Consider the following 13,318-nt stretch of genomic DNA (forward strand, 5'->3'; position numbering starts at 1 on the left):
CTCGACAACATGTGGTTCGGTTACGCGACGACGCCCGGCGCGCCTTCATCGCGCCCTCGGATGCGAGGTGAGGTACGTCTCGATGAGCGTCTGGGGGCTCACATGCGTGTAGATCTGCGTGGTGGTCACCGAGGCGTGGCCGAGCAGCTCCTGCACGCTGCGTACGTCGGCGCCTCCCTGGATCAGGTGCGTGGCGTATGAATGCCGCAGGGTGTGCGGATGCAGCGGACGGGTGATGCCGGCGCGTCTTCCGGCGAGCTTGACGATCTCCCATACGGATTGCCTTGACAATCGCCGCCCCCGCTTGTTGAGGAACACCGCCCGCAGCTCCGGTCCCTGTTTCGCCCGTTCCATCAATGAGGTGCGGCCGCCGGCGAGATAGTCGCGCAGGGCGGCGCACGCATAGGATCCGATGGGCACGAGCCGCTGCTTGGATCCCTTGCCCATGAGCCGGGCGACGCGCGCCTCGAGGTCGAGGTCGGCGAGGTCGGCGCCGACGGCCTCGGAGACGCGGCATCCGGTGGCGTACATGAATTCGAGCAGCGCCTTGTCGCGAAGTCCCACGGCGTCGTCGGGCCCCTTCGGCGAGGCGGCGTCGAGAAGCGCCTTCACCTCGTCGATGGTGAGCACGTCGGGCAGGGTGTCGAGGCTTTTCGGCGCCTTGACGCCTTCGGAGACGTCGGCCGGCGCCTTGCCCTCGGCCACGATGAACCGGTGCAGCTCGTGCACGGCCGCGAGGCGGCGTGCACGGCTTCGCGCGCTTTCGTCGGCGAGGGATGCGATGAATCCCTCGACGTGGCCGCGGGTGATGGCGGCGGGCGCGCCTACGCCGTTCTTCGCCAGCCAGGCCGTGTATCGTCCGAGGTCGGAGCGGTATGCGGCGATGGTGGACTTCGCCAGTCCCCGTTCCACGTCGATGTAGGCCAGGAACCGTTCGACGAGCTCATCCATATCGTTCACATCAGGCAATCGTACCCGACTCCCCCTCGTCGTCGCGTTTTCGATGCGCGAATGAGAAAGGCCGTGGTCCGTACGGATGGTACGGACCACGGCCTTTTCGAAAAGGTTCGCTATCAGGCGTTGGCCGGAGCGTTCACGTCCTCGGGGAGGGCGGCCTTGGCGGCCTCCACGATGGTCTTGAACGTGTCGGGATCGGAGACGGCGATCTCGGCGAGGGCGCGACGGTCCAGGTCGATGTCGGCGAGGCGCAGGCCCTGGATGAAGCGGTTGTAGGTGATGCCTTCGGCGCGGACGGCGGCGTTGATGCGCTGGATCCACAGCTTGCGGAAGTCACCCTTGCGAGCCTTGCGGTCGCGGAAGTTGTAGTTGAAGGAGTGCAGCAGCTGCTCCTTGGCCTTGCGGTACAGGCGGGAGCGCTGGCCGCGGTAGCCCGAAGCCCTTTCGAGAACGACGCGACGCTTCTTGTGGGCGTTGACTGCGCGCTTTACACGTGCCATATGGTATTCCTCAGCTTTCTAATACGTCTTGTATGCGTTCAGACCACGGATCAGTGGTTGAGCATGTTCTTCAGGTTCGCGGTCTGGGCCTTGGCGAGGGCCTTGTCGGCCTTCAGGGCGCGGCGCACGCGAGCGGACTTGTGCTCGAGGTTGTGGCGCATGGAGCTGCCAGCGTGCATCAGCTTGCCCGTGCCGGTGACGCGGACGCGCTTGGATGCAGCGGAGTTACTTTTCATCTTCGGCATTGCTGCCCTCCTTATGAGTGGTGTTCTTCGGGGAAGAGTTCTTCAGCTCGGCGCTGGCTTCGGCTGCGGCCTCGGCCTGTGCCTCCTTCTTGGCGGCCAGGCGTGCGGCCTGGCGGGCCTGACGCTCGGCGCGGGCGGAGGCGCCACGACGACGCTGCTCGGACTGGGTGTGCACCTTCTTGCCCTTCGGGGCCAGCACCATGATGATGTTGCGGCCGTCCTGACGGGGCTGGGATTCGATGGTGCCCAGCTCGGAGACCTCGTCGGCAAGGCGACGCAGCAGTTCGACGCCGCCGATGGGGCGGGACTGCTCGCGGCCACGCAGCATGATGGTGACCTTCACCTTGTCGCCGCCGGAGAGGAAGCGCTCCACATGACCCTTCTTGACGTCGAAGTCATGGTCGTCGATCTTCAGGCGGAAACGAATCTCCTTGATCTCGGCGGTGCTCTGGTTACGACGGGCCTCGCGCGCCTTGATCTTCTCGTTGTACTTGTACTTGCCGTAGTCAATAAGCTTGGCCACCGGCGGCTTGGCGTTCGGCGCCACCTCGACGAGGTCGAGGCTGGCCTCACGCGCCAGATTCAGCGCGACCGAGGTTGCGATGACGCCCACCTGCTCGCCCTTCGGGCCGATCAGGCGTACTTGCGGTACGCGAATCTCTTCGTTGATACGTGGTTCGGCGCTAATGATGACTCCATTCCCTATTGCCCGGCGAAATCCTATCTGCGTCCGAAACTACAGCGCGCATGCAAAACATGCCTGGGGAATGTCGAAGGCCACGAGGAGCCGTCAAACGAATTCCATGGGAGCTTCCGCTCCCTCATACGAGATGCGTCTCGTAAGGCTGTATGCCTTGGACCCGAGGCCATGAAAGGCTTCCAGGTGGGATTTCTCCACTTTCTTGATTACTCAAGCCTTGAAGATAATACCACAGTTTTTCCGGCGCGCAACCGGCGTGGCGCGCCGGTATGGCGCACCTGCAGACGCGGCATGGCCTCATGACATGTGTCGAACCGGCACGACGTCGGCGGCTACCGCACGGCCTTGAGCAGTCCCCGGATGCCCTGCTCCCTGAGGATCGTGCGGTATGGGCCGGCCTGTTCGGCGATGAGCTGGTCGATGGCCTTCATGCCGAGCAGTTCGACGGGCGCATGGTCGTCGGTGAGGATGAGCGACTGGTCGCCGGAACCGGGCGAGGGGTCGCGTACGGCCTTCATCCGGCCTGCGACCTCGCCCATGTATGCGGCGAGGTCCTGGTCGCCGGTGCGTCGCAGCGTCGTCTCGACCAGCGATTCGGCCGTCGTGTCGCGCAGCATCGTGCTGGTCACCGGCTCGCCGACCGTGTCGATGCCGCCGGTCCGGCGCCACGAGTCGTCGCATGGCGTCACCGGATCGGCGAGCCTCTTCGACTCCTTCCCGGTGGGCGCCTTGGCGAACAGCTCGCGGTTCGTGGTGCCGGGCACGTCGGCGGTATACGTGGTGCCCACGCGGCACGCTCCGTTGAACACGTTGGCGATCGTCGTCTGCAACGCCTCGTTGATGGAGCCCTGACCGTCGGAGATCATGTTCATGTTGACGACCATCACGCCGCCGGGGTTGAGATGCCTGCGCACCATGGAGAAGAACTCGTCGGAGCTCATCTGGAACGGGATGGTGATGTCCTGGTACGCGTCGACCATGATGACGTCATACTTGTCCCGGCTGGCGGCGAGCCATGCGCGGCCGTCGTAGGTGCTTACGGGAATGTCGGACGGCTCGTCGAAGTACTCCCCCGCCAATCGGGTGATCCCGCCGTCGATCTCCACGCCCTGTATGCGCATCTTCGGGTAATAGCGTTTGAGCTGGCGGGCATAGGTGCCGGTGCCCATGCCGAGGATCAGCGCCGAGTCCGCGTGGTCGGCGAGCGCGGGGGCCGCGAGCGCGGTGTCGTAGTACATGCCGGTGAGCCCGTCGGATTTCATGGTGACGGACTGCACGCCGAACAATACGTTGGTGGAGAGTATGGTCCGGTCGGCGAGGTTCTTGACCTGCAGGTAGTTGTAGATGGATTCCCCCTCGTAGGCGAGGGTGGCCTTGTTCTCCCAGAACGCGAATCCGGTGAGCGGCGAGACGATGGCGCTGCCGACGAACACGACGACGGAGACGGCCGAGGCGACGAGCCGCGTCCGTGCGCTGATGAAGTAGACCAGGGGCAGCACGAGCAGCATGCCGGCGAAGATGAGGAAGGTCACGAACGTGCCGGCTGCGGGGATGGTGACGAACGTGGGCAGGAACGTGCCGAGTATGGAGCCGACGGTGTTGCAGGCGGAGAGCCGGCCGACCACGGACGCGTTGTCGTCGAGCGAGTCGGTGGCGAATTTGTTGAGTCCGGGCGTGACGGTGCCGAGCAGGAACAGCGGCGGCACGAAGATGAGCATGCAGCTGATGAACGCGGCGATGATCAGGAAGTTCGTGGAGACGGTGACGATGAGCAGTCCGGAGACCAGCAGGATGATGTATTTTCCGGCCAGCGGGATGAGCGATATCCATACGGCGGCGATCAGGATGCGCCGGTACAGGCGGTCGGGGTCGGGGTTGCGGTCGGCCCATCGTCCGCCGAACACGGCGCCCAGTGCGAGGGCGATCATGATGGTGCCGATGATGATGGTCCATACGATCTGGGAGCTGGAGAAGTACGGCGCGAGCAGACGTGATGCGCCGAGCTCGGCCGCCATGACAGCCATGCCGGAGAAGAACTCCGTGATGTAGAGGAACACCTTGGACCGCAGTATCGGTCGTTCCCTGGCTTCCGTCTTTCTCATGCCGCCGCCTTTCATCCGTATCGCCGTCTGTGTTCCGTCCGGGTTCGTCTTCGCCCATTATGCCGCCGGCGTGCGGATCCGTCATGCGTTTCGCCCCTAGAATGAGATGTGAGTGTTCCATCGACGACGAAGGAGAACCATCATGATCGACCATCTGACCATCAAGGCGAAGGATTTCGAGAAGGAGGCGGCGTTCTACGAGGCCGCATTGGCGCCGCTCGGCTATGAGAAGGGCGTGGAGTTCCCCGGCGCCGTGCAGTTCGCCGCCGCGGATGGGTCGAGCGTGTGGGTGAGCCGGGCGGACGGCGATGTGACGCCCGTGCATGTGGCGTTCACCGGCGACGAGGATGCGATCGCCGCGTTCCACAGGGCCGGTCTCGAGGCCGGCGGCACCGACAACGGCGCGCCGGGGCCGCGCCCGAACTATGGTCCGACGTATTACGCGGCGTTCGTGCATGACCCCGAAGGCAACAACATCGAGGCCTGCAGGCACTGATGCCGTCGATGGACGATGCATCGGGCCGTCTCCGCGGCCGGTGCGGCATGAACGCATGATAGATATGGGCGGCTCCCCGTTTCCGAGGGGAGCCGCCCATGTCGTTTACGGCATGGGCGTCACAGCACGTCGAAGTGCCTGAGGGCCTTGAGGATGCCGTCGTCGTCCACGGAGGCGGTGATGTAGTCGGCGGCGGCCTTCGCCTTGTCGCCGCCGGAGCCCATGGCCACGCCTATGCCGGCGTAGGCGAGCATGTCGGCGTCGTTGCCTCCGTCGCCGAACGCCATGGTCTCCTCGCGAGAGAATCCGTAGAGTTCCATGAACGCCTTGATGCCGGCGGGCTTGCCGCCGTCGGCGGGGATGAAGTCGCAGAACGAGGGGTGCCAGCGCACCGACCGGCATCCGGGAAGCATGGCGACGATCCGCTCCTCTTCGCTCTCATCCACGAATGCGGAGAACTGGAAGGTGGGGTGCTCGAGCGTGCGCGCGGGGTCGTCGATGACCAGCGAGGGCGCGGTGGCGCCGAGTCCGGCGTACTGTTCGCGGATCTTCGGCGTGATCTGGTTGAAATACACGTAGTCCGATTCGGCGAAGTTCGCGCCGACCTCGGGATGGGCGGCCAGGTAGTCGAGGAAGATGCGCAGGTCGGTCTTGTCGATGTCGTGGGTCTTGAGGAAGCCGTTGTCGTCGAAGCAGTACTGGCCGGTCATGGTCATGTAGCCGTCGAAGTCGATGCCGAGCCGCGCGGTGACGATGCCCATCTGCGTGGGCGAGCGTCCGGTGGCGATGAACACCTTGATGTCCTTCGCCTTCAGCGCCTCGATGGCGTCCTTGGTGGACTGCGGCACCTCGTGGGTGGTGAAACTGGTCAGGGTGCCGTCGATGTCGAAGAACACGGCTTTGATCTGCTGCGCCATGGGCGTCTCCTCCGTTGGTCGTATCGCCATCAGCTTACCAACGGCCGGCGATGCGCGGCCGTGTCGTCGGCTGCTACGCTATGTATGACGACGGGAGGGTGATGACGATGACGGGGAACGGCATCGCGGATCTGCCGGAAGACGCCACGATGGACGGCGCACGCCGTTGGCATAGTCTGCCGGCCGCGGTGAAACGCGTGTGGCTGCTGCGGGCCCTGTCGCGCGACGGCGTCGGCCTGGCCGGCTGCGCGGCGGCGGCGATAATCTGCCGCGTCGTGGGCTGGTGGTCGGTCTGGCACTGCCTCGTGTTGGCGGCGGCTGCGGCGCTGTTGCTGCTGGACCTCGTCACCCAGCCGTTGCGTACGACATACTCCTACGCGTTCAGCCGGTATTCCATCGGCGAGCATGACGTGATGCTGCACCGGGGCTGGCTGCTGCGCGACACCACGACCATCCCCTACAACCGTGTGCAGCATGTGGAGACCAGGCAGGGGCCGCTGCTAAGACGCTTCGGACTGACGGCCGTCGAAGTGCATACCGCCGTGGGCGAGCATGAGATTCCGGCACTGGAGAACGCGGACGCGACGGCGATCGTCGGGCAGATCAGCGCACGCGTGCTCGCCTCGAAGGACGACGTATGACCGGCGAGCAAACGGACCCGCGCACGCCTCATGCCTCCGGCGCATGGCATCGGACGCATCCTCTGGCGCTGGTCATCGACGTCTACAACTGGGGCAAGGCGATCATCGGATTCGTGTTCTCCATGCTGGTGATACTGCCCCGATTGCACATGACGTTCCGCACCGTCTGCATGCTCGCGGCGGGAATCATCCTCATGGGAGTCGTCTGGCTCATCGCCGAATGGGCGTCCCGACGATACCGGCTGGAACGCGATGCGCTGACCCTGCGAACGGGCCTGTTCACCGACACACGCAAGACCATCCCCTACGACCACATCCACGCGGTCGATGTCTCCGCCCCGTTCTTCTTCCGCCCGTTCGCGCTGGTGACGCTGACCGTGGATTCCGGCGGGGTCTCGGACGGCTCCACGATAACGCTGACCGCCGTTCCGGCGACGCTGTCCACGACGTTGGAACGGCTGCGTCGACAGGCCTGCGGCCCCGCCCCGCACGACCCTGCCGCGCATGCCCGGCAGGTGACGGCCGCGACGGACCTCCGGCCGGCCGTCACATCGGACACGGACACCGTGTCGGATACGCGAGAACGGCTCGTATTCCGCGCATCCATACGCGACACCCTGCTGTTCGCGGTCACCGACCTGGGATTCCTGGCGGCGCTCGCGGTCATCACCGGCTTCCTGCAGAACCTCCGCGACATCATTCCGCGGGACGTCTACGATTCCACCCAGGATTCCGTCATCAGATTCTCCACCCATGGCGCGCTGCACATCGTCGTGATGGTCATCATCGTGGTGGCGGCGATGCTGACGGTCAGCATCGTGAAATCACTGGCCCAGTATCATCGGTTCGAGGTGTGGAGGCGTGGCGACGACCTTGTCGTCGTGCGGGGTCTGTTCACCCGCCGATCGGCCACGGTTCCGGTCCGGCGCGTGCAGTCCATCATCATACGACGGTCCCTGTTGCGCCGTCTGCTGCATCTGAGCTCGGTGCAGGTGGGGCTCACCACGCCGGGAACCGGCGACAGCGGCGACGATGTGCGCGGCGCGATCCTTCCCGTCATCGCCGATGCACGGCTGTACGGCGTATTGCGCGCCATGCTGCCCGAATGGCATCCCGCCCCGCCACGTGTCCGTCGTACGGCACGGGGACTGGGACGGTACCTGATGCTCGCTCCCCTGATGGGAACGCTGGCCGGCATGGGCGCCGTCGCCGCCGCGGCGATGATTGCGGCCGGCATGCGTGCATCGCGAGAGGCAACGGGCATCCTGACGGCGACGTTCGACGCGGGATGGGGACCTCTCGATGGATTCCGTGTCATATGGCTGCTGTGGCTCGTCCTGATACCCGCCGTCGGAGGCGGCATCATATGCGTCCGACGCCTGCTGCAATGGCGCACGGAAGGGTACGCACTGCTGCCGGGCAACCGGATCGTCGTCACCGGGGCCCGTGGCCTCGGTCTCGTCACCATGATCACCCGTCGGTCACGTATCCAGTATGTACGGCGGCGGATGCTTCCATGGCGCATGCGGGCCGGCGTGGAATCCATGGTCATGCCGCTGTTCGTGATGAACGGCCACTCGTGTCTGCGTCTCGCCGCGATCCGCTCCGCCGAGGCGCAGCGCCTGCACGACTGGGCGGTCGGCTGCAGGTAAACGAAAACGGAGGGGAACCGGAGATATGCATCCGGTTCCCCTCCGTTGCAATCGCACGTCCGGAGGATGAGTCCTCGTCAATCGGACGCCGACGTCGGTCAGTCCTTGACGATGGTCTTGCCGGCGTTCGGGCCGGAGGCGAGGTCCTCGATCTCGGTGATCTCGAGCACAGGGATGACGGCGGGCTTCTTGGTGCCCTTCTCCTCGGCGACCTTCACCTGCTCCTCGTAGATGGCGTCGTCGGAGTGCAGCACGACGTTGCCGCGGAAGCGGTAGCCCTTCTTCTCGGCGAGGTTGGCGAAGGCGATGACGAGCTTGCCGTTGGCCTGCAGGTTCTTGTAGGCCTGGCCGGCGGTGCGCTCGTGGTAGGCGATGTGGTTGTCGTCGAGCACGAACAGCGACATCTTCGGACCGAGGTCGAGCGTGCCGTCCTCGTTCTGGGTGGCGATCCAGCCCAGGTTGTTCTCGATGAAAGTCTTCATCTCAGCGGTGAGCGTTGCCATAATGCAATCCTTTCAGCAGTCGTTCGGTATCCGATTCAAGGGTACTCGCCGGCGCGGTGACACGCACGATGCACGCCTGTGAGAAACATCACGCGAAACGCCGCGCCAGGGGACGGACGTCATTCGGGGCTCTTCAGCGCGCCGACCATGTCGATGCGGTCGAGCATCCGGTTGGTGACGAACGTGACGACCACGGCGAAGCCCAGCGCCAGGACGGCGGATATCGCATAGCTGGCCCAGTGCACGTGCACGGCGAAGTAGATGCCGGGCATGCGCAGCACCATGGTGAACCCCTCGCTCACCAGACGGCCGAGCGGCAGTCCCAACGCCACGCCGATCAGGGTGAGCAGCAGCATCTCCTTGTTCACGTAGTGCCTCACCTCGCCCCGGCGGAATCCGAGCACCTTGATGGTGGCGAGTTCGCGCTCGCGCTCGGAGATGTTGGTGGTCGACAGCGTGAACAGCACCACGAAGGCGAGCACGCCGGCCAGGACGAGCAGCACGTAGACCACGGTGTTGATGAGCGTGAAGTTCTTCTCGAACTCGTGTCTCAGTTCCGCCACGCTCGTCACCGATAGATACGCGTCGTCGCGTTTGAGCGCGTCGGCGAAGGACATCTGCGCCGCATCGTCGCCGTTGAGGTGCACGAGCATGCCGTTGGCCCGGTACGTCTTGCCGAACAGCCGCTCGTAGAGCTTCTGCGTCATGACGATGCTGTTGCCCATGTAGTTCTCCGCGACGTCCCGTATGACGACGTCGACGCCGCTGAACGTCGAATCCTTGAAATGCGCGGAGTCGCCCGGCTGCAGGCCCAGCATCTGCATGGCGTTCTTGGTCATGATGGCGCCGGTGTCCGTCGGCGTCAGACGCCTCCCCCCGCCGAGGGCTGCGCTCCAGTCGCTTTGCGCGGACCGCAGATGCTGGTAGTCGTCGAACCGTTGCTCCTCCCCGGAGGGTATGACGATGAGCTGCACGTTCTCCTCGCGTCCGCCGTCTACGGCGGAGACCGTGCCCGAGTCGACGCGCACGCCGAGCACGTCCTTCACCTCGTCGGAGGCCCTCAGCCGCCGCAGCGCGTCGGCGTTGTCGTCGTCGCCGGTCACCGCCATGAGATCGTAGGCCACGACGCCGCCGTATTGGTTGGGGCGCAGCTGCACCACGGAATCCCTGATGGCGAACCCGCACATCATGAGCATGGTGCATCCCATGATGCCGGCGATGGTCATGATCGCGCGGCTCTTATAGCGGAAGAGGTTGCGGGCCGTCACCTTGTTGAGGAACGACATGCGGCGCCATAGGGGGCCGAAGCGCTCCAGCAGTATGCGTCTGCCCGCGCGTGGCGCCTTGGGCCGCAGCAGCGCGGCCGGGTCGAGCCGCAGTTCGCTGCGGCACGCCCATATGGCGCTGCCGACCACCGCCACGATGAACAGCGCCGCGAAGACGAGCCCGTACGCCGTGTCGAAATACAGGTGGTATGCGGGCAGCTGGTACATGGTGGCGAATATGGAGAACAGGATCTTCGGCATGACGATGAATCCGACCGCGTCGCCGAGCAAGCCGCCGAGCACGCAGGCGAGCAGCGCGTAGACGACGTACTTGGCGAGGATCTCGCGTTTGCGGTAGCCCAGCGCCTTGTATACGCCGATGAGGCCGCGCTCCTCCTCGACCATGCGGGTGATGGCCGTGAGGCTGATGAGCACGGCGACGAGCAGGAACAGCACGGGGAACACGGTGCCGATGGCCTCGATGGATTTGGAGTCGCTGTCGATGCTGGAATAGCCGCTCAGCGCCGTGCGGTCGCGCACATACCATTGTGCCTCGTCGGTCTTCTCCACCTCGGCCCTTGCATCGGCGAATTCGGTCTCGGCCTTGGACCTCTGCTCGTTCAACGTGTTCCGCTGTTCATCCAACCGCCGTTGCGCCGCGTCGATCTGCGTGGTATCCATGCCCAGCATGACAAGGTATGCGCGCTGTTGCCCCAGCTGCCGACCGGCGTCGTCAAGACGTGTCTCGGCGTCGTCGAGGTCCTTGTCGGTCTTGGCCTTCTCCTTGTCGATCGTCGCATTGGCCTCGGCCTTGACGGCATCGGTGCGCGCCTTCTCCCTCTTTTCACTGATGTCGTCGATACGGGTTCTGACCACGTCGACGTCCGTCTTGTACGAGTCGGAGAACGATTGCCCGTCCGCCGCGCCGTCAACGGTGAGGATCACGGAGGTATAGACGTCCCTGGCGTCGTCGTTCACGGCGTCACCGGTGACGAAGAACGTGTGGTCGGGTACGGTGGAGCTTTTGCGGAACGCCGTGGACGATCCCTCTCCCCCGCCCACATCGGTGGCGTCGATCACCGTGCCGACGATGGTGTATTCGTGTTGTTTGAAGATCTCCGTGGCGGCGTCCGACGATTCGGAGCCCTTCCCCGTCGACGATGCCGTATCGTCCGCGGAGAATGTCACCTTGCCGCCGATTCGCAGACCGCTTGCCATCAGAAACCCCTGGGTCACGGCGACTTCGTCGCCGTCGGCCGGCAGCCGACCGTCGACGACATACGGTTCGTCCATGACTTTGGAATCCGCGGCGTCCGTCCCGGCGGCGGGCAGCGCATTCACCGTCACCTTCGTCCGGCTGCCGTCGAGGTCGACGATGGCGGTCTCGCCGTAGCGCCCCTCGACCGCCTTCACCCCGTCGACGTCGCCCAGTGCCCGCACGTCGTCGTCGGTCAGTCCGAGCGTGGAGACGATGGCGATGTCGTGGAGATGCCGGCCGTCGAAGAACGCGTCGGCCGTGCGTTTGAGGTCGGTGCATGCCGCCTGCAGTCCCGTCGCCACGGTGACGCCCAATGCGGTGATGACGAGGATGGAGAGGAACCTGCCGATGTGATGCGTCATCGTACGCCGGACGTCCTTGGCGAACGCGGACCCGATGACGCCCGAACGCCTGTTTCGGCGCCTTGCCGCGCCGTCTAATCTGGTATGCGCCATCGCCCGTACCCCTTCCGCCGTCATCGTGCGGACATGAATCACTGCACATCGTGTTGTGTTATACAATCACAGTATCGCCGAATCGCACGGCCATCAATAGACATCGACGCCGGCCCATGTTGAGCGATGTGGCACGGGCCACACCCGTCACGCCGGCACCGACGCCATGCATGAGGATTGGAGCAGACGATGAAGAAACAGCCCCAGGTGACGGAACGGACCAAGGCCAACCTATGCAAGGCGTTCTGGAAGCTGTACCGGACCCGTCCGATGGACAAGATCACGGTGCGGGAGATCACCGAGATCGCCGGATACAACCGAGGCACGTTCTACCTGTACTATCGCGACGTTCACGACATGTTCTCCCAGATCGAGGAGAGCCTGCTCAACATCGTGGAGGATCTCATCGAGGACATGCTGGCACAGGAGGGGCGCATCGACATCAGTTCGAACATGGGCACGATACTGACCATGGCGAAGACGCATTCGGCGTACATGTCGGTGCTGCTCAGCGACCACGGCGACCCGACGTTCGTGACCAGGCTCAAGGAGCTGCTGTGGCCGCTGGTGGACCGCTATCTCGGCATCACGCAGTCGGTGGAGATGACTCGCGATGAACGCGAACTGCTCAAGCAGTTCTATCTCTCAGGACTCATCGCCGTGATCGGAGCATGGCTGAACTCCGGCAACCGCATGCCGCTCGACCGGTTCATCGCATTCGCGCTGACCACCATGTTCCCGAACCAGTCCGAGAACATCCGATAGCGGCCGACGGCAGGAACGACACAGGAGGTATCATGAGCATCGACGTCTGCTTCATCTTCGGCGCCGGCGAATACTACGGCGGGGAGCCGCAGATTCCCGCGGAGGCGTATGTGATCGCCGCGGACGGCGGCATCGACCATGCGGAATCGTTCGGGGTCGTCCCCGACGCCGTCATCGGCGACTTCGATTCCGCAGCCGACGACTTCGCCGAATACTCGCGGTATCCGAACGTCATGCGCTTGCCCAGCGAGAAGGACGACACCGACATGTTCGCCGCGGTGAAGCTCGGCTGGTCGAAGGGCGTGCGTCGGTTCCACATCCTCGGAGGTCTTGGAGGCCGTCTCGACCATACGCTGGCGAACATGCAGATGCTGGCGCAGATATCCCGTCACGGCGGCATCGGGTTCCTGCACGGCGACGGCACGGTGGCCACGGCGGTCACCGATGCGACGCTGTCGTTCCCCGCATGGGGTCCGGAGCCGGGAGACGGACGCATGATATCGGTGTTCGCCCATAGCGACGTCGCCCGGCACGTCTCCATACGGGGGCTGAAATACGAGGTCGACGACGCGACGCTGCGCAATACGCGGGCGCTGGGGGTGAGCAACGAGTTCCGGGACGGCGACGCCGCATCGGTATCGGTGGGGGACGGCACGCTCGCCGTCGTCTATCCGGCCGCCGCGCCGACACCGCAATGGCGCACCGACCGCCCCGAGGAGGGGCCGGATGCGCTCGGCGTCATCAACACCCACGTATCCTCGCTGCTTGCGACGCGGGACCGTCCGGCAGACGGCGGCTCGGACGAACGTTGACCGCATCGCGGCGCAGAAACCGATGCAAGACCATCGATCATCAGGAAAGG

General features: G+C 64.7%; 13 protein-coding genes. 5 read left to right on the forward strand and 8 right to left on the reverse strand.

Going from position 1 to position 13,318, the window contains the following annotated elements; translation table 11 throughout:
• Positions 1-45: 45 nt before the first annotated feature.
• The 5 genes from xerD to CS006_RS08605 form a co-directional block, all read right to left on the reverse strand.
• Positions 46-951, reverse strand: a complete 906-nt coding sequence (gene xerD / locus CS006_RS08585; protein ID WP_100511407.1) for a site-specific tyrosine recombinase XerD — start codon at positions 949-951, stop codon at positions 46-48.
• Positions 952-1,073: 122 nt separating this feature from the next.
• A complete protein-coding gene (gene rplT / locus CS006_RS08590) occupies positions 1,074-1,457 on the reverse strand; it encodes a 50S ribosomal protein L20 (protein ID WP_100511408.1) in 384 nt (127 codons plus the stop codon).
• A 50-nt stretch (positions 1,458-1,507) separates the two neighbouring features.
• Positions 1,508-1,702, reverse strand: a complete 195-nt coding sequence (rpmI, locus tag CS006_RS08595) for a 50S ribosomal protein L35 (RefSeq protein WP_100511409.1) — start codon at positions 1,700-1,702, stop codon at positions 1,508-1,510.
• Positions 1,683-2,408, reverse strand: a complete 726-nt coding sequence (infC, locus tag CS006_RS08600; RefSeq protein WP_163199505.1) for a translation initiation factor IF-3 — start codon at positions 2,406-2,408, stop codon at positions 1,683-1,685. Before infC ends, rpmI begins: the two co-directional genes overlap by 20 nt.
• Before the next feature lie 326 nt (positions 2,409-2,734).
• On the reverse strand, positions 2,735-4,504 hold the full coding sequence (locus CS006_RS08605) for a spermidine synthase (RefSeq protein WP_243386975.1): 1,770 nt from the start codon (positions 4,502-4,504) through the stop codon (positions 2,735-2,737).
• Between the two features lie 142 nt (positions 4,505-4,646).
• Between CS006_RS08605 and CS006_RS08610 the strand changes: the two genes are divergently transcribed.
• Entirely contained in the window at positions 4,647-5,000 is a 354-nt protein-coding gene (locus CS006_RS08610) for a VOC family protein (RefSeq protein WP_100511411.1), read from the forward strand.
• 119 nt (positions 5,001-5,119) lie between these two features.
• On the opposite strand, the gene CS006_RS08615 is transcribed toward CS006_RS08610, so the two are convergent.
• Entirely contained in the window at positions 5,120-5,917 is a 798-nt protein-coding gene (locus CS006_RS08615; RefSeq protein WP_100511412.1) for a Cof-type HAD-IIB family hydrolase, read from the reverse strand.
• Positions 5,918-6,024: 107 nt separating this feature from the next.
• On the opposite strand from CS006_RS08615, the gene CS006_RS08620 reads away from it, so the two are divergent.
• A complete protein-coding gene (locus CS006_RS08620; RefSeq protein WP_165777317.1) occupies positions 6,025-6,558 on the forward strand; it encodes a PH domain-containing protein in 534 nt (177 codons plus the stop codon).
• Positions 6,555-8,210, forward strand: coding sequence for a PH domain-containing protein (locus CS006_RS08625; RefSeq protein ID WP_100511414.1), 1,656 nt, complete (start codon positions 6,555-6,557; stop codon positions 8,208-8,210). The genes CS006_RS08620 and CS006_RS08625 overlap by 4 nt, the downstream gene beginning before the upstream one ends.
• Positions 8,211-8,308: 98 nt before the next feature.
• On the opposite strand, the gene CS006_RS08630 is transcribed toward CS006_RS08625, so the two are convergent.
• Both CS006_RS08630 and CS006_RS08635 read right to left on the reverse strand, forming a co-directional pair.
• The gene (locus tag CS006_RS08630) at positions 8,309-8,713 is read right to left on the reverse strand and encodes a pyridoxamine 5'-phosphate oxidase family protein (protein ID WP_100511415.1); all 405 of its coding nucleotides are present in this window, start codon (positions 8,711-8,713) and stop codon (positions 8,309-8,311) included.
• A 119-nt stretch (positions 8,714-8,832) separates the two neighbouring features.
• Positions 8,833-11,598, reverse strand: a complete 2,766-nt coding sequence (locus CS006_RS08635) for an FtsX-like permease family protein (protein ID WP_207760035.1) — start codon at positions 11,596-11,598, stop codon at positions 8,833-8,835.
• 282 nt (positions 11,599-11,880) lie between these two features.
• Between CS006_RS08635 and CS006_RS08640 the strand changes: the two genes are divergently transcribed.
• Together CS006_RS08640 and CS006_RS08645 are read left to right on the forward strand one after the other, a co-directional pair.
• Complete coding sequence (locus tag CS006_RS08640) at positions 11,881-12,456, forward strand: TetR/AcrR family transcriptional regulator (protein WP_100511417.1); 576 nt, start codon at positions 11,881-11,883, stop codon at positions 12,454-12,456.
• A gap of 32 nt (positions 12,457-12,488) precedes the next feature.
• Positions 12,489-13,268: a thiamine diphosphokinase gene (locus CS006_RS08645; RefSeq protein ID WP_100511418.1), complete on the forward strand. Its 780-nt coding sequence runs from the start codon at positions 12,489-12,491 to the stop codon at positions 13,266-13,268.
• The last annotated feature ends 50 nt before the right edge of the window (positions 13,269-13,318 follow it).

The organism is Bifidobacterium primatium (assembly GCF_002802875.1).
GTDB lineage: Bacteria > Actinomycetota > Actinomycetes > Actinomycetales > Bifidobacteriaceae > Galliscardovia > Galliscardovia primatium.